Annotated in this window: 14 protein-coding genes; 12 read left to right on the forward strand and 2 right to left on the reverse strand. The window is 66.0% G+C overall.

What is annotated here, in order from left to right; genetic code table 11:
- Positions 1-51: 51 nt before the first annotated feature.
- Entirely contained in the window at positions 52-1,899 is a 1,848-nt protein-coding gene (locus AB0M45_RS16850; RefSeq protein WP_364329165.1) for a hypothetical protein, read from the forward strand.
- On the opposite strand, the gene AB0M45_RS16855 is transcribed toward AB0M45_RS16850, so the two are convergent.
- The gene (locus tag AB0M45_RS16855; protein WP_364329168.1) at positions 1,900-2,847 is read right to left on the reverse strand and encodes a hypothetical protein; all 948 of its coding nucleotides are present in this window, start codon (positions 2,845-2,847) and stop codon (positions 1,900-1,902) included.
- Between the two features lie 640 nt (positions 2,848-3,487).
- On the opposite strand from AB0M45_RS16855, the gene AB0M45_RS16860 reads away from it, so the two are divergent.
- From AB0M45_RS16860 to dmpG, 9 genes are all read left to right on the forward strand, one after another.
- Positions 3,488-3,706: a helix-turn-helix domain-containing protein gene (locus AB0M45_RS16860; protein WP_364329171.1), complete on the forward strand. Its 219-nt coding sequence runs from the start codon at positions 3,488-3,490 to the stop codon at positions 3,704-3,706.
- An 81-nt stretch (positions 3,707-3,787) separates the two neighbouring features.
- Positions 3,788-3,997, forward strand: a complete 210-nt coding sequence (locus tag AB0M45_RS16865; protein ID WP_364329174.1) for a hypothetical protein — start codon at positions 3,788-3,790, stop codon at positions 3,995-3,997.
- 936 nt (positions 3,998-4,933) lie between these two features.
- On the forward strand, positions 4,934-6,040 hold the full coding sequence (locus tag AB0M45_RS16870) for a reverse transcriptase domain-containing protein (RefSeq protein WP_364329177.1): 1,107 nt from the start codon (positions 4,934-4,936) through the stop codon (positions 6,038-6,040).
- A gap of 304 nt (positions 6,041-6,344) precedes the next feature.
- A complete protein-coding gene (locus AB0M45_RS16875; protein ID WP_364329180.1) occupies positions 6,345-7,214 on the forward strand; it encodes an alpha/beta hydrolase in 870 nt (289 codons plus the stop codon).
- On the forward strand, positions 7,211-8,239 hold the full coding sequence (locus AB0M45_RS16880; RefSeq protein ID WP_364329183.1) for a VOC family protein: 1,029 nt from the start codon (positions 7,211-7,213) through the stop codon (positions 8,237-8,239). The genes AB0M45_RS16875 and AB0M45_RS16880 overlap by 4 nt, the downstream gene beginning before the upstream one ends.
- On the forward strand, positions 8,236-10,008 hold the full coding sequence (locus AB0M45_RS16885) for a bifunctional 3-(3-hydroxy-phenyl)propionate/3-hydroxycinnamic acid hydroxylase (RefSeq protein WP_364329186.1): 1,773 nt from the start codon (positions 8,236-8,238) through the stop codon (positions 10,006-10,008). Before AB0M45_RS16880 ends, AB0M45_RS16885 begins: the two co-directional genes overlap by 4 nt.
- Positions 10,005-10,862, forward strand: a complete 858-nt coding sequence (locus tag AB0M45_RS16890) for a fumarylacetoacetate hydrolase family protein (protein ID WP_364329189.1) — start codon at positions 10,005-10,007, stop codon at positions 10,860-10,862. The genes AB0M45_RS16885 and AB0M45_RS16890 overlap by 4 nt, the downstream gene beginning before the upstream one ends.
- Positions 10,859-11,803 carry an acetaldehyde dehydrogenase (acetylating) gene (locus AB0M45_RS16895; protein ID WP_364329192.1) on the forward strand — a complete coding sequence of 315 codons (945 nt, stop codon included), beginning with the start codon at positions 10,859-10,861 and terminating at the stop codon, positions 11,801-11,803. The genes AB0M45_RS16890 and AB0M45_RS16895 overlap by 4 nt, the downstream gene beginning before the upstream one ends.
- On the forward strand, positions 11,800-12,813 hold the full coding sequence (dmpG, locus tag AB0M45_RS16900; protein ID WP_364329195.1) for a 4-hydroxy-2-oxovalerate aldolase: 1,014 nt from the start codon (positions 11,800-11,802) through the stop codon (positions 12,811-12,813). The genes AB0M45_RS16895 and dmpG overlap by 4 nt, the downstream gene beginning before the upstream one ends.
- A gap of 50 nt (positions 12,814-12,863) precedes the next feature.
- Here dmpG and AB0M45_RS16905 read toward each other — a convergent pair whose 3' ends face one another.
- On the reverse strand, positions 12,864-13,499 hold the full coding sequence (locus AB0M45_RS16905) for a helix-turn-helix domain-containing protein (RefSeq protein ID WP_364329198.1): 636 nt from the start codon (positions 13,497-13,499) through the stop codon (positions 12,864-12,866).
- A 201-nt stretch (positions 13,500-13,700) separates the two neighbouring features.
- Here AB0M45_RS16905 and AB0M45_RS16910 point away from each other — a divergent pair, with 201 nt between their 5' ends.
- Complete coding sequence (locus tag AB0M45_RS16910) at positions 13,701-14,840, forward strand: amidohydrolase family protein (RefSeq protein WP_364329201.1); 1,140 nt, start codon at positions 13,701-13,703, stop codon at positions 14,838-14,840.
- A 213-nt stretch (positions 14,841-15,053) separates the two neighbouring features.
- Entirely contained in the window at positions 15,054-16,340 is a 1,287-nt protein-coding gene (locus AB0M45_RS16915; protein WP_364329204.1) for a DUF3533 domain-containing protein, read from the forward strand.
- The last annotated feature ends 47 nt before the right edge of the window (positions 16,341-16,387 follow it).

Raw genomic sequence — 16,387 nt, forward strand, 5'->3', positions numbered from 1 at the left:
CTGCGAACGAGGGATGGGTTCCGGAGCCCGCCGGCGCTACCGTGGGATGACATGGACACTGCCGCGCTCGTCGTGCCGGAGCCCGTGCGCGTCCCTCGGCCGCCCTCGTCGGCGAAGTTCCGCTTGCCTCGGAGGGTTCGGAATGCGCGGCCGGTGGTCGTCGCGGCCGGATGTCTCATCGTGGTGCAGCTGGCGATCCGCTGGTGGGTAGCCGGCAGCGGCTTCTTCTATTGGGACGATCTCATACTGGTCGGCCGGGCGGCCCGATTCCCGCTGTGGTCGGCGGATCTGCTGCTGTACAACCATGACGGGCACTTCATGCCGTTGGCCTTCGCCACCGCGTGGGCGGTGACCGCGGTGGCGCCGCTGGCCTGGGCCGGGCCGGTGGCCGTGCTGCTGGTACTCCAGCTCGCGGCATCCGTGGCCGTATTGCGGATGCTGATGGTGTTGGTGGGTGTGCGGTGGATGATCCTGCCCCCGCTGGTCTTTTATCTGTTCTGCCCGCTGACGCTGCCGGCGTTCGCGTGGTGGGCGGCTGCCCTGAACGCGCTGCCGTTGCAATTCGCCGTTGCCTGGGTGATCGGCGATGCGCTATTGCTGGTCCAGAGTGGTCGGCGCCGGTACGCCCTCTCGGGCGTCGCGGTGTTCGCGGTGGCGCTGTTGTTCTTCGAGAAGTCGGTGATCGTGCCGTTCGTTGCGTTCGCGGCCGTCGTTCTCGTGCGCTATGTCGAGGGTGGTGAATCCCCGGTTCGCGTGGTCGCGCGACGCGGTGCGGCACTGTGGGCCGGTTCCGGTTCGGTGCTGGCCTGCTGGCTGATCGGCTATTTCGCGGTGGTCGGCGGCCCCGCCGCGCCCGACGACCTGCGCGAATTGCGGGACTTGCTGCCGGGCGCGGCATCACTGGGCATCGTTCCGGCATTGTTCGGCGGCCCCTGGGTCTGGGAACGGTGGTTGCCGTCCGCACCGTGGGCGGATCCGCCGGGCTGGGCAGTGGTGTCGGCTTGGGTCGCGCTGGTCGCGCTGGTGGTTTTGTCGGTCCGTGCCCGGCAACGGGTTGCGCCGGTCTGGCTGGCGATCGCGGCGTACATTCTGGTCGTCCAGATAGCGGTGGCGCTGGCCCGCGGCGGACCGAATACCGCCGCGGAACTGATGCAGTCCCTGCGCTACTTCGCCGACCTGGCGGTGGTGCTGGCTGCCGCGGGTGCGCTGATGGTGCGTGCCCGACCGAGACCGCCACGTGCAGCCGCTTCGTTCCCGGGCCGCCGTCTGGCGGTTGCCGCGCTGGTGGTGTTCCTCGTGAGCAGTCTCTGGTCCACGTACACCTTCGTGCGATCGTGGCGTGCCGGCCCGACCAGAACCTATGTGACCAACGTGAAGTCGGCGTTGAACGAGTGGGACGGTGTACCGCTGCTCGAGCAGGAAGTGCCGTGGCATGTGCTGAATCCGCTGGCGTATCCCCAGAATCTGACCAGTCAGGTGCTCTCGCCCATCGCCGCTCCCGGAACCTTCGCCGACTCGACGCCGCATCTGCGGATGATCACCGATACCGGCGAGATCGTCGAAGCGCAGGTCTGGTGGAATCGAATCATCCTGCCGGGTCCCCAGCCGAATTGCGGGTACCGGATCAACGGCGCCACGCTGGTTCCCCTGCTCCTCGACGGGCCTATGTTCGAGCATGAATGGACCGCGCAACTCAACTACTTCGCCAACCAGGACGGCCGGATAACTGTCGGTTTCGAACACGGGAAAGCCGTCGCGGCCCCGGTGCGGAAGGGGCCGAATACGGTATTCGTTCGTATTGTCGGAAGTGGGTCCTCGCTCAGGATTTCGTCTCACACGACAGGACTCGATCTGTGCCTCGGCGTGGGGCCGGTCGGCGTCGCGTCGTACGACAACTGATCACGGGTGACGTGCGATGTCGATTCGGATGTTGTCGCTCATGTCGATGATGAAGACGCGGTCGCGCTTCGCTTTCCAGTCATAGGGGATCAAGAAATAGCGATCCGGGGTCCGGGCAAGGAGGGTCAGACCGCTGTAGACGTAGCGAAACTTTTCGTCCGGCACGGTGATCGGGTCGACGCGGGAGGCGCCACCTTCGATAGCGAGCCGGTCGACGCTGAACAACAGCACCAAAGGGCGGTCGGTGAAGTGCGTGGCCTCCGCGGTCGTAGCATCCTTTTTCGCCTGGTCGGCGGCGTAGCCACCGACCGCCCACAGGGTTCCGATGAAGCCGAGGGTCAGCAGCGCCAGCACGGTCAGCCAGGGTGAGTCCGTCGAGCGGCCGCTTCGCCGATGCCGTCGCGGGCCGAGTTGGACGGGAAACCACATTCGCAGCGCTATGGCGTAGCCGAGCAGCGCCGCGCCGGTGATCAGCATGAGGGGCAGATAGCGACTCATCACCGCAGGTAACTGCGCACGCAGCAGGATCCCGGCCGCAACTGCCGCCAGCAAACTCGCACCGAGTGTGACGACGAAGACGAACCAGCGGCGCAACGTTCGTCGTGGCTGCCTACTTCGCACGGCAACGAGGATGGGGATCGGACGAAGCCCGGCGAGCGCCACCGTGGCGAGCAATGCCAGCACCGCGGGCCAGAAGGTGCCGTTCATGCTGCGAACGACGTACTCGGGAATCGAATATCCGAGCATACCGACGTCGATCCCGAAGTGCGCGAACCATGTTCGCGTGTACACCTGCCCGAAGTAGTAGAGCATCGCGGTCACGACCAGCGCCTGGGAAGTGATCGCGCCCGCGGTCGACAACACGATACGGAGCCCGCGCGGAAGATCCGAGTGCTGCCCCGCGGCAGGGCTCGTTTGGTCGGGTTGCACGAAGTCGGTGGTGATCACCGGCTGGACCTCGGTGCGGACGTCGTGGCGGGCGGGATCGTGGTCGGTGTCCGTGTCGCAGAACCCGTTTCGACTCCCACTCCTGATCCGGCACGGCCAGGGGCCACCCGCGACGTCGTCGGTATGACAGTCGAGACCGTACCGCTCGGCGTGGGCGGCGAGTTCGCCGGTGGCGCAGTCGGTGCGGTCACTCCCACCTCCCCATTCTGCTGCGCTGGGGGCGGCGCTGCGGTCGGAGGAAGCACCCGCTGCCCAGCGGAAGACGGTGAGAGTGGCTCGGCGGGCGCGTTACCTGAGGTCGCAGGCTCGCTCGACGTGCTGGCCTGCACGGTGTTGGCGGGTGGAATATTCGGCCGCTCCGGAGGCTGTGGACTGCAACCGCAAAGAACACCGGAACCCATAGCGCCGATAGCTACGACTATTGCGGCGAAACGCATCAGACCCCCTCGCCGGACCACCCGATTGACGAGAATCGTGCCACAAATACCAAGTGACACAAGATATCCTATGACGGGACCATGTACCGGTCAGTCGGCCATATGATGTCATCGAACGGGACCTGCGGGCGGCATCCGGGCCCTGTGCGATCGAACTCGAGGCCGTGCTGACGCATCTGGTGCGACATCGGCGCGAAGGCGATGTGACCGTCGGTGATCTGCCGAAGCCCTATCGCCTGGCTTCACGCGTGCGGCGCCTGTCCGGCCGGGAGCGTGCCGAACTCGAGGCCATCATCGAGGCCATGCGTCGCCACAACGGGAACAAACTCGAGGCTGCGCGAGATCTCGGCATCAGCCGGACCACTTTGTGTGCCAGGCTCAAGGCATTGCGGATCACCGACGGCGGATTGTCCATTTCCTGAACACTTCGCAGCCGCGTTGCGTCCCTAGTGTGGGTGTAGTCGACACCACAGGCGAAGAGCGCGACGTCAGGAGGCATCGGGATGACCGCGGGCGCCCTCAAATTGGCCTTTCACGCGTCGGATGACCATGCCAGGAGCGTCTCGGAGGCGCTGGGTCGTACCTATCCGCACCTCGGCCTGGTCGTCACCATCGACGATGAGGTGGCCGAGGGGCTGCCCCAGCTGCCGTGCGCCACGTGTGCGCCACGAGGCGCCGATATCCATGTTGGAGGTGAAATGACTCCGAAGTGATTGTGTCGCAGCATGATTGCTGTAGCTGGGGCAGCCTGATCCGGGAGACGCCGGGGAAGGCGGGAAGCAGCCCCGACAAAGCCGGGACGTGCCAGTACTGCCGAATGGTGCGGGTCCGGTGAGCGTGGGACAGAGGTGGACGCGAGGAACCGGTGTCATAAAGCTCCTCAAGCAGTGGGTGCCAGCTCGAACTCGGCGGATCTGGGCTGGATTGCGGCGCGTATCCGACCCCTCATCACGGGTCGGAGAACTCTCTCGAGGCCTGTTGGGGCCGACAGGGAGGTCATGGTGAAGGGCTGCGGCGTAGCCGTGACGAGGCCGCTGGGGCAAAGCCGGCCACCTCCTGTCCCGAATGGATATCGGTGAACGTGGGAACCATCCCGTTTCGCCCACTGTGATTCGTAGCCAATGGGTTTCGGTGGGCAGGCTCGTCGTCGGCTGATGGGGCGTGGATGGGGCGGAGGGGTCGTAGTACTCCGAGCCGGGGAAAGCCCGGCACATGGGGAAGGACCCCAGTGGATGTCGACAGCGAGGAACTGTAATGGACGGAGACATTCGTGAATTCGGATGAGTCGTGGCCCGACTTCGAGGAAGCCTGGCTGCGGGTACGGCGGATGCAGGCCAAACTGTACTTGTGGGCGACCCGCGATGCGGGTCGAGTGTTCGACGATCTGCACAATCTGGTGTGTGATCCGGCGTTTCTGATGTGTGCCTGGGAACGGGTGCACGACAACACCGGCGGGCGGACCGGCGGGGTCGACGGTGTCGTTCCCCGGTCGATCCCGAAAGCGTCCACCGTATTGTTGTCACGGCTGCGAACCGAGCTGCGGGACAGGGTGTTTCGACCGGACCGTGTCCGGGAGAAGCTGATCCCCAAGCCGGGAAGCCCGTTGAAGAGACGCCGGTTGGGTATACCGACGAACAGCGGACCGGGTAGTGCAGGCCGCGCTGAAGTTGGTGCTCGAGCCGATCTTCGAGGCCGGATTCCAGCCCAGCTCCTACGGGTTCCGGCCGCGAAGGCGTGCTCAGGACGCGATCGCCGAGATTCATCAATTCGGCTCCCTGGGTTATCACTGGGTGTTGGAGGCGGATATCGAGGCGTGTTTCGACCGGATCGACCATTCGGCCCTCATGGAGCGAGTCCGTGGCCGGGTCGGTGACAAGCGCGTTCTGGCTCTGATCAAAGCTTTCCTCAAAGCCGGTGTGCTCGGCGAGGACAGCATGAATCGGGATACTCACACGGGAACTCCGCAGGGTGGGATTCTCTCGCCGCTCTTGGCGAATATCGCCCTGTCGGTGCTGGACGACCACTATCAACATAAGTGGGACGCCCACGGTGAGGGTCGAAAAGACCCGAAAAGTCGGCGTAAGTACCTGCATCAAACTGGAAGAGCGACCTATCGGTGCGTCCGCTACGCGGACGATTTCGTGGTCCTGGTCCACGGCGGGCAGCATCATGCCGAACAAGCCAGGACTGAGGTCGCCGAGGTTCTCCGGCCGATGGGACTGACCCTGTCACCGGAGAAAACTCGCGTGGTGCACATGGATTCGGGGTTCGACTTCCTCGGCTGGCGTATCCAGCGCCGGGCGAAGCGAGGCACGGACCACAGAAAGATGGTGATCTATACCTACCCGTCGAAGAAATCGCTGCACTCGATCGTCAGGAAGATCAGGATCATCACCCGCAGATCGACAACCAGCAAATCGCTGGAGGATATGCTCAAACTCCTCAACCCCGTGGTCCGGGGATGGTGTATGTATTTCAAGCACGGTGTTTCCTCCGACACGTTCAGCTACCTCCGCCACTACATGTGGCGGGAGGTGACTCACTGGATGAAGATGAAACATCGTCGTGTGAGCTGGCGGAAACTCAGACACCGGTATTCGGATCCTGGGCATCCGCTCTATCAGCCAGCCGAGAATGGGACCGTGCTCTATGACCCCGCGACAATTGTCGTCGAGAGATATCGATGGCGGGGTTACACGATTCCGACACCATGGAGCGCTCGGGCAGAACAACTCGAAGCACTCGCACAGGCATGACATCCATGGAGAGCCCGGTGCGTCGAGAGGCGCACGACGGGTTCGGCGGGCGGCCACGGGAAACGGACCCGAGGGCAACCCGGGCACCGCGCCCGTGGCCGACCCAACTCTGGGAGTAGGCCGCGCGCTGTCGCGGGCCAGGGGTGCGCCCGTTCTGCAGTCAGCCGTTCGGCCTCGGTGCTCACGGTCAGTCGGCGGCCACTAGGTGATGAAGAACCACAATTCTGACAATTTCATCATTTTCGCTTGACAGATCGTTTCCTCGTGACTGATGATTTCATCAGTAACGGACGTGGAGGTAGCTGTGACGAGCATCGACAAGGGTGTCGGCACCGGGCGGACGGTCCGGGTCGGCGGGCGCGAGATTTTCTTCACCGAGGCCGGGTCCGGCCCCGCGGTGGTGTTGCTGCACGGCGGCGGGCCGGGGGCGACGGGGCTGTCGAACTATTCGCGCAACCTCGCCGCGCTGGCCGGGCGTTTCCGGGTGATCGTGCCGGACATGCCCGGCTACGGGCGTTCGGCGAAGTGGGTCGATCAGTCCGATCCGTTCGGATATCTCGGGCGGGCGGTCGGGGGCCTGCTGGACGAACTCGGCATCGCCTCGGCGCATTTGGTCGGCAACTCCTACGGCGGTGCCGCGGCGCTGCGGCTGGCGATGGACCGGCCGGAGAAGGTGGGTCGGCTGGTCCTGATGGGTCCGGGTGGTATCGGCACGACTCGCGCATTGCCGACGAAGGGTCTGCAAGAACTGCTGGCCTACTACGGCGGCAGCGGGCCGAGCCGGGAGAAGATCATCCGGTTCATCCGCGAGTACCTGGTGTTCGACGGCGCCGCGGTGCCCGACGAACTGATCGAGGAACGCTACCGGGCCAGTATCGATCCGGAGGTGATCGCGAATCCGCCGCTGCGCCGCCCATCCGGCCCGCTGGCGCTGCGCACGCTCTGGCGGATGGATTTCACCCGCGATCCGCGCCTGCGTGCGGTCACCCATCCCACGCTGGTGATCTGGGGTGCCGCGGACAAGGTCAACCGGCCCGAGGGCGGTCGCATGCTCGCCGACGCGATGCCCAACTGCGATCTGTACTCGGTGGCCAACACCGGCCACTGGGTGCAGTGGGAACGCGCGGACCTGTTCAACACGCTGGCCACCGCGTTCCTCCAGGCGGGCGCATGAACAGTTTCCTGCGTCCCAACATCGACGATTCGGTATTCGGCGCGGTCCATCTCGGTTACATCGTGGTGCAGTCGCAACGACTGACCGACTGGCGGCGTTTCGGCGCCGACGCGATCGGGTTGCATGTCGACGAGCTCGGTGCGGACTCTCTGCGCTTCCGTCTCGATGACCGCGCCTGCCGGTTCCTCGTCCACCGCGGCTCGGCCGAGGATGTCACCGCGCTGGGCTGGCAGGTCGACGATCACGAGACCTTCGACCGCATCATCGCCCGCGTGGCCGACCGCGGTGTGCCGATCATCGAGGGCAAACCGGAGGACGCCGCGCTGCGTGGCGTGCAGCGATTGTGGTGGTTTCCTGGTCCGAAAGGCATTGGGCAGGAGATCTTCACCGCGCCGGTGACAACGCCGGAGCCGCTGCGGATGCTCAGCTCGGGGTGGGTCACCGGCGAGGCGGGCATGGGGCATGTGGCGATCGTGTCGCGGGAGCCGGAAGCGATGCGCGGCTACTACCACACGGTTTTCGACTCGCGTCTGACGGACTATATCGACGAGAACGTCTCCGGGCTGAAGATGAAGATCCGATTCCTGCGCGTCAACGAACGCCATCACTCGATCGCCATCGCCAATATCCGCGGCGTCAAAATCGATCCGATTCGCACTCGGGTGCAGCACATCAACATTCAGTCCGCGACGCTGGACGACATGCTGGCCGCGTACGGCCGGGTGACCGATCTCGGTTTCCGCATGGCGTGGTCGGTCGGCCAGCACACCAATGATCGCGAGCTGTCGTTCTACTGCGCGACCCCGTCCGGTTTCGAACTGGAGGTGGGCTGGAACCCGGTGGTGATCGGTCCCGAGCTCGAATCCACCTGGGAGCCAACTACATATCAGGGCATCAGCATCTGGGGGCACACCACGGTAGGGGAAACGGTGCTGGACAAGTTCGCGCAGTTCCGCCAAGCGCTGCGGACCGTGCGGACGTCGGAGACCACCGTTCCCGAACTAGCGGGAGGACTATCGCGATGAAAACCACCGACTACGACGTGGTGGTCGTCGGCCTCGGCCCGACCGGCCTGACCCTGGCCAATCTGCTCGGCCGGCGCGGAGTGCGCGTGCTGGTGCTGGAACGCGAGCCGGAGTACTACGGGCTGGCGCGGGCGGTATACACCGACGACGAAGGCATGCGCGTCTTCCAAACCGCCGGTGCGGCAGACGAACTGGCCGCGGATATGAACGTGGACTCGACCGTGCAGTGGGTGCGGGGCGACGGCCGGGTGCTGGTGCAGTTCCATCAGACCGACCGGCCGCTGGGGTGGCCGGTGGTCAATTTCCTGTATCAGCCGTATCTGGAGATCACGCTCGAGCAATCGCTCGAACGGTATCCGCACGTCACCGTCCGTCGTGGCCGGGAGGTCGTCGACTTCGACCAGGACGCGCACGGTGTGAGTGTCGAACACGCCGAATGCCGCGGGACCGGATACGGCAAACGGGAACCGGACACGGACCCGCGCACCGCCGAGCGGGTGCGGGCGAAGTTCCTGGTCGGCTGCGACGGGGGCCGCAGCGTGGTGCGCACCGAGCTCGGCATTGATATGAGCGGCACCAGCTTCCCGGAACGATGGCTGGTGGTGGATCTGAAGGCCCGCGACGGCGTGGACGCGTTCCGGCATCTGCCGTATTTCGATTTCGTCTGCGATCCGCGGCTGCCGATCGTGTCGTGCCCGCAGCCGGATCGCCATCACCGCTTCGAGTTCATGCTCCAGGAATCGCAGACGAAGGAGGAGATGGAGGACCCGGACACCGTCCGCCGCCACATCGCCCGCTTCGTCGATCCGGACGAGGTCGAGGTGCTGCGCCAGCTGGTCTACACGTTCAACGCCGTCGTCGCCGACCGCTGGCGGGACGGGCGGATCCTGATCGCAGGCGATGCCGCGCACATGACACCGCAGTTCATCGGTCAGGGCATGAACTCCGGGGTGCGGGATGCGGACAACCTGTCCTGGAAACTGGCCGCGATCATCAACCACGGTGCCAGCCTGCGGATTCTGGACAGTTACGAGTCCGAACGCCGTCCCCACGCCAAGGCGATGATCGATCTGTCGGTATTCAACAAGAGCCTCGTCTCCATCGACAACAAACTGGTGGCCGCCGTCCGCGACCTCGCACTCACCACCTCTTTGCGGGTACCAGGCCTCGGTGGCTGGATACGGGGCGCGAAGATGAAGCCCGCGCCACGCTTCCGCCGCGGCGCATACCTCGGCCTGCCCCGGCGTCGGCTGAGCGGGGTGGAGGGAGCGCTCGCCCCGCAGCCCGACGTGCGTAGCTACGACGGCCGCCACCAGCGCTTCGACGATGTGCTGGGGCTGGGATTCGCGGTGCTCGGCTACGGTGTCGACCCGCGCGCCGCGTTCGGCGCCGACGATCTGGCGACGCTGCGGGCGTGGGGCGCCCGATTCGTCACCGTCTACCCACTCGGCGGGCGACCGCAGGGCGAACCCGTCGATCGGCCCGGCGCCTGCGACGATTACGCCGATATCGAGGACCACACCGGAGCCTTGGCGAAGTGGTTCGCGAAGGCCGGAGTCGGTGTCGGCGGCCTGCTCCTGCTTCGCCCGGACAGATATGTCTTCGGCACCGCCGCGGCCGGTGGGGGCGGTCTCTTGATCGCCGAACTCTTCCGGCAGCTGACCGAGTCCGCCGATCGCCCAACGGTGCCGGAACGACCGGCTGCGCTGCCGGATCCGCTACCGGCGGCTTCGGTGAGCCAGGACTACCCCTTCGAGGAGGCTCGATGAATGCAGCATCACGTAGCGATTCGGTACAGCGTGGTGGCTGGGGTGGGTCCGTGACCGATTCCCCCGCGGTGCGGGCCGCCGCCGAGCGGCTGGCCGCCGCCGCCACGAACGGAGCGCCGATCGCTCCGGTCCGTGATTTGATCGGTCCCGACGACGTCGAGCGTGCGTACGCGGTACAAAGTATCGGCACCCGGAGCCGCCTGGCCACGGGTGCGCGGGTCGTGGGACGCAAGATCGGGCTCACCTCACCGGCGGTTCAGCAGCAGCTCGGCGTGAACCAGCCTGATTTCGGTGTGCTGTTCGACGATATGGACGTCACCGCAACGCCGGTGGCGCGTCGGCCGTCCCTGTTGCAGCCGAAGGTCGAGGCCGAGCTGGCCTTCGTGCTCGGCGCCGATCTCGACCATGACCAGCTCGATGCGATCGGAGTACGCGGGGCGGTGCGGTACGCCGTCGCCGCGCTCGAGATCGTCGACAGCCGCATCGCCGACTGGGACATCAGCTTCGCCGATACCGTCGCCGACAACGCCTCCAGCGGATGGTTCGTCCTCGGTGCCGACCGGCTTTCGCTGGACGAGTTCGAGCCGCGCGAGGTCGCGATGACCATGGCGATCGACGGCGAAGTCGTCTCCACCGGAACCGGTTCCGCCTGCCTGGGTGATCCGCTCAACGCGCTGGCGTGGCTGGCCGGCACCGCCCGCGACCTCGGCGACCCGCTGCGCGCGGGCGAGATCGTCCTGTCCGGCGCACTCGGACCGATGGCGCCGCTGCGCCCGTGGGCTCGGGTGCATTCCGAAATATTCAGCAGCACAAAGACACTCGGTACCGTCGACTTCACGCTGGAGGAAAGATGACCCGCACCAAAGTCGCCGTCATCGGCTCGGGAAACATCGGCACCGACCTGATGATCAAAGTGCTGCGGTTGTCCGACACGCTGGAGATGGGCGCCATGGTCGGGATCGATCCGGCCTCCGACGGCCTGGCCCGCGCGGCTCGGCTCAACGTGCCGACCACCGCGGGCGGTGTGGCCGGCCTGATCGAGATGGAACATTTCGACGAGATCGATATCGTCTTCGACGCGACCTCCGCTGGTGCGCACAAAGCGAATGCGGCGGCACTCGAGCCCTACGGGAAGCGGCTGATCGACCTGACACCGGCCGCGATCGGTCCGTTCGTCGTGCCCGCGGTCAATCTCCACCAGCACCTGGACGCGCCCGACGTCAACATGGTGACCTGTGGGGGACAGGCGACGATCCCGATCGTCGCGGCGATCTCCCGCGTCACCGAGGTTCCCTACGCCGAGATCGTCGCCTCGATCGCGTCCAAGTCCGCCGGTCCCGGCACCCGCGCCAACATCGACGAATTCACCGAGACCACCTCCGAGGCCATCGCCGCGGTCGGCGGAGCCCGGCGCGGGCGGGCCATCATCATCCTCAACCCGGCCGAACCGCCCTTGATCATGCGCGACACGGTGCTGGCCCTGATCACTGACGGCGACCCGGAAACCCATGCGGCGGTACGGGAATCGATCGAGACGATGGTCGCCGACGTCGCGGCCTACGTGCCCGGCTACCGGCTCAAACAAGCCGTCCAGATCACCCCGCTCGCCCCGGACGCGGCGCTGCGCACGCTTGTCGGCGATGCCGTTGTCACGCACCAGGTTTCAGTGTTCCTGGAAGTCGAAGGCGCCGCCCACTACCTACCCGCCTATGCCGGGAACCTCGACATCATGACCTCGGCCGCGTTGCGCGTCGCCGAACGTATGGCCGCGTCCAGCCTGGAGGGTGTGCGATGAATGAAGTCTTTCTGCAAGACGTGACGCTGCGCGACGGCATGCACGCGCTGCGGCACCGCATCACGCCCGCCACTGTCGCCGCGGTCGCCGCCGCCCTCGACGCGGCGGGAGTCGACGCCGTCGAGGTGGCGCACGGCGACGGGCTGTCGGGCGGCAGTCTCACCTACGGGCCGGGCAGTCACACCGACTGGGCCTGGCTGGAGGCCGCCGCGGGTGCGCTGAAGCACGCCCGCCTGACCACGCTGCTGCTGCCCGGCATCGGCACCATCGAAGACCTGCGGCGTGCCCACGATCTCGGCGTGCGGTCGGTGCGGGTGGCCACCCACTGCACCGAGGCCGACATCGCCGCACAGCACATCGGCTACGCCCGCGAGTTGGGCATGGACGTCTCCGGATTTCTGATGATGAGCCACATGAACACCCCGGACGGGCTCGCCGCTCAGGCCGGGCTGATGGAGTCCTATGGCGCACACTGCGTCTACGTCACCGACTCCGGCGGGCGGCTCACCATGGCGGGGGTGCGCGATCGCGTCCGGGCTTACCGGGACGTGCTGGATCCGGGCACCGAAATCGGCATCCACGCCCACCAGAACCTGTCGCTGTCGGTCGCGAACAGTGTCGTCGCCGTCGAAGAGGGCGTCACCCGGGTCGACGCGTCGCTGGCGGGGCTCGGCGCGGGCGCGGGCAACACCCCGCTGGAAGCGTTCGTCGCCGTCGCCGACCTCACCGGCTGGAAGCACCGCGCCGACCTCGACGCCCTCACCGACGCCGCCGACGACCTGATCCGGCCGCTGATGGATCGCCCGGTGCAAGTCGACCGCGAAACGCTGGCTCTCGGCTACGCCGGGGTGTACTCGAGCTTCCTCCGTCATGCCGAGAAAGCCTCCGCCGCCTACGGAGTCGACGTGCGCACCCTGCTCACCGAAGCGGGCCGCCGCGGCCTGGTCGGCGGGCAGGAAGACATGATCGTCGACATCGCCCTCGACCTCACCGGCGACCACGCCGGGTGACGGCGAACCGCGGCGGGACATCGGGCCTGCCACCGAAATCGGCGGCGGACCTACAGTTCGGGCTGCGGCGGAAGCGGCGTGGAGGTCAGCTTCTGCGCCGCCCGCTTCGTCATACCGAACATGCGCAGGACATGGAACGTCATCTCGTCCGACAGCGCCCCGGCGTCGGCATCCGGCCGGGCGTCGAGCAATTGCAGCAGACCGAGCAGCGACCCGCCCGCGGCCATGACCGCCATGTCCGGATCCATCGGTTCGAATCGGCCCGCCTCCTGCGCGGCGATGATGTCGCGACGGGCGCGCGGCGCAAGGCCCTCGTCGCGCAGCATCACCGACATGCCGGAATTCAGGATCACCCGAATCATCTCCGGGATCTGTCGCTGCATTCGGCCGGTCATCCGGAAACTCACCGCGAAGACCTCGGCCGGATCGTCGTACAACGCCACGATTACGTCGCGCATCTCGCTGTAGACCTGGAGCACCGAGCGCACCGCTTCGTCGAACAACTGTTCCTTCGACTGGAAGTGGTTGTAGAAGGTGCCGAAACCGACGTCGGCGGCGTCGGTGATCTCCTGAATGCTCACTGCGGAACGACCCTCCGACAAGAACTTCCGCGCCGCGCCGAGCAGCGCGTTGCGGGTACGTTCCCGGCGCCGGTCGATGCGGTTGCGCACCGCGGGTTCTGCCATCGGTCCTCCGATCCTGCGATAACGTTACGACAATCGTATCTGAGGAAACCATCAGATCAGATCGTGACTTCCGTAAGCCCGTGTGTCGTGCGCTACACCCCACCGCATTCCCGACGGTTGGATGGGCCCCGCCGCCGCCCACCATCGGCTGATTCCACCGCTCTGCCTTTTTGTTTCTCGATTCGGAAAGTGAGGACCTCCGTGCCCAAATCCCGCTGGCACTCTCGCGTGCAGCTGAACCGCCGCCGCATGCTGGGCGGCGCCGTCGCCGGAACGCTCGGTGTCGCCGCGACGGCAGCGGCGATGCCGATCGCCCAGTCGGCCCCGGCCCGCACCCAGCAGCCCGCGCCGTCGGGCACCTACCGCATCGACCTGCACGCGCATTTCCTGCCGCCGGACTACCGAGCGGCCCTGCTCGACCATGGTCACGTCACGGTCGGCGGATACCCGACACCGGACTGGTCGCCGGAGCAAGCGCTGGCGTTCATGGACTACTACGGGATTCAGGCCCAGGCATTGTCGGTGTCCGACCCGGGTGTGTCCTTCCTGCGCGGCAAGGAAGCCAACGACATGGCTCGCTACTGCAACACCTACGCCGCGAACCTGTTCAAGGCCCACGCCAAGCGTTTCGGCGCCTTCGCGGTGCTGCCGATGCCCGACATCCCCGCCGCTATCGCGGAAGCGATCTACGCGCTGGACGAGCTGCGCCTCGACGGCGTGGTCCTGCTGTCGGCCTACGACGGCGTGTATCTCGGCGACCCGCGCTTCGAGCCGTTGATGATCGCGTTGAACCAGCGCAACGCCTATGTCTTCGTCCATCCGGCCTCGATCCCGGCCAACGCGAAGCCGAAGCTCGTGGTGCCGGACTTCTTGGAGGAGTACACCTTCGACACCACCCGCGCCGCGACATTGATGATGATCAGCGGCATGACCCAGCGCTACCCGAACATCCGGTTCCAGCTGGCACACGCGGGTGGCACCCTTCCGTTCCTGTCTCACCGCGTCAGCGTCGCCTCGCAAACCGTAGTCGGCGAACTGTGGCCCGCGGACCTGACCAGGCCGTCGGTCCTGGACACGCGACGCCAGATCGCGAACTTCTACTACGACACCGCGCTGAGCGGATCGGTCGCAGCGATGGCCAGCGTGCTCGCGGTCAGCACCCGCGACCACATCGTCTTCGGTTCGGACTGGCCCTTCAGCGCCCTCATCCTCTCGCAGACCGGCACGCACGATCCGGCTCCTGAGCTCAGCGACATCTTCGACGCAGACCAGCGCATGGAGGTCGAACGGCACAACCCGCTGCGGCAGTTGCCCCGACTGGCCGAAGCGGTGAACGCGTGAGCCGCCGCTCCACGCTGACCGCCGGAGGGGCCACGGCGGCGCGTCGGAGCGGCCGTGCCGACGAAACTCCGAACCCCACGTCCTGTCGGCCATGGCCGCACCGCCGGGTAAAGATAGCTCTGCGTTCGCCGAACCGGCCCCACGTGATCATGCACGCCGATCTCGACCACAGAACACGCCACCGCTAGTACCGCCGTGAAAGGAACCGGTCCCATGGCAGCGAAACCAACGCGTGCACGCACGTGGATCCAACCCGTCGTGGTCCTGACCCTGCTCATGGCGTTGCTGTCCACGATGTACCTCGGCTACGTCGTCAACCCGGAGAAGAATCTGCACGACCTGCCGCTGGCTCTGGTGAATCAGGACGAAGGCGACACGCTCGACGGAAAACCGGCCAACGTCGGCAATCAGATCACCGAAGCGATGACAGCGAACATTCCGGCCGACAAGGTCGATTTGCGCGTCGTCGGCATCACCGAAATGCAACGGCTGCTGCACGACGGCAAGATCTACGGCGCTGTCGTCATTCCCAGCGATTTCACCAAACGGCTCGCCATCCTCGGCGCGGCAGGCGTGGTGTCCGGCAAGGTCGACCAGCCGGTCATCACCATTCAAACCAATCCTCGTACCGGCACGTACGCCACCCAGATCACGCTCCGCATCGCCGAACAGGCGCTGGAGAAAGTCAACGAAACCGTCGGCAAGCAGCTCACCGACAGTGTCGACGCCAAACTCAGGTCCGCAGGGGAAAGCCCGCCGCAATTGGCGGGAGCCAGCCAATTGATGCTCGCCGAACCGATCGATGTGGTCGTAGCGCCGTATCGGCCCCTGCCAGAAGGCACCGGCGGCGGCCTGTCGGCCTTCTTCTACACGCTGCTGATACTGCTGGCCGGATTCACCGGCGCCATGATCATCCACACCATGGTGGACGCGTCCCTCGGATTCACCCCGACCGAATACGGGCCCTGGTATGTGCACTATCCGCCCACCCCGATCTCGCGGGTGCGCACATTGCTGATGAAATGGGGCATTCTCGCAGTCGCCGCACCCATTGTTTCCGCGGTATTCCTCGCTGTTGGAACGGCTTTGGACATGCCTATCGGCAAAGCCCTGTTGTTGTTCCTCTACAGCACGTTCGCAATCCTCGCGGTCGGTGTGACCGCGTTGTCGATACTCGCCGCCTTCGGCGCGGCCGGAATGCTGGTGAACCTCATCCTGTTCATCGTTCTCGGCCTTCCCTCGGCCGGCGGCACGGTGCCGATCGAGGCAACTCCCACGTACTTCGCTTGGCTGTCGACATTCGAGCCGATGCACCAGGTCTTCCTCGCCGTTCGCGCCATCCTGTACTTCGATGCCAGTGGTGCCGCCGGCCTGGAACGCGGAACCTGGATGACGTTGCTGGGCCTCGTCATCGGTCTGATTCTCGGCGCGGCGGTAACAGCCTTTTATGACCGGAAAGGGCTTGTGCGCACCCCGGAACGAGGCCGAGGCGCAGAGTGATTCCCCACAGCCGACCGGCTACCCGCAACCCGGTATTCGGCGCGATG

Source organism: Nocardia sp. NPDC051787 (assembly GCF_040681325.1).
GTDB lineage: Bacteria > Actinomycetota > Actinomycetes > Mycobacteriales > Mycobacteriaceae > Nocardia.

Bases quoted from the DNA above. Each gene is read 5' to 3' on its own strand.
- AB0M45_RS16890 (WP_364329189.1), top strand. From the start codon at position 10,005: ATGAATGCAGCATCACGTAGCGATTCGGTACAGCGTGGTGGCTGGGGT.
- AB0M45_RS16885 (WP_364329186.1), top strand. From the start codon at position 8,236: ATGAAAACCACCGACTACGACGTGGTGGTCGTCGGCCTCGGCCCGACC.
- AB0M45_RS16895 (WP_364329192.1), top strand. From the start codon at position 10,859: ATGACCCGCACCAAAGTCGCCGTCATCGGCTCGGGAAACATCGGCACC.
- AB0M45_RS16915 (WP_364329204.1), top strand. From the start codon at position 15,054: ATGGCAGCGAAACCAACGCGTGCACGCACGTGGATCCAACCCGTCGTG.
- AB0M45_RS16850 (WP_364329165.1), top strand. From the start codon at position 52: ATGGACACTGCCGCGCTCGTCGTGCCGGAGCCCGTGCGCGTCCCTCGG.
- AB0M45_RS16905 (WP_364329198.1), bottom strand. From the start codon at position 13,499: ATGGCAGAACCCGCGGTGCGCAACCGCATCGACCGGCGCCGGGAACGT.
- AB0M45_RS16880 (WP_364329183.1), top strand. From the start codon at position 7,211: ATGAACAGTTTCCTGCGTCCCAACATCGACGATTCGGTATTCGGCGCG.
- dmpG (WP_364329195.1), top strand. From the start codon at position 11,800: ATGAATGAAGTCTTTCTGCAAGACGTGACGCTGCGCGACGGCATGCAC.
- AB0M45_RS16865 (WP_364329174.1), top strand. From the start codon at position 3,788: ATGACCGCGGGCGCCCTCAAATTGGCCTTTCACGCGTCGGATGACCAT.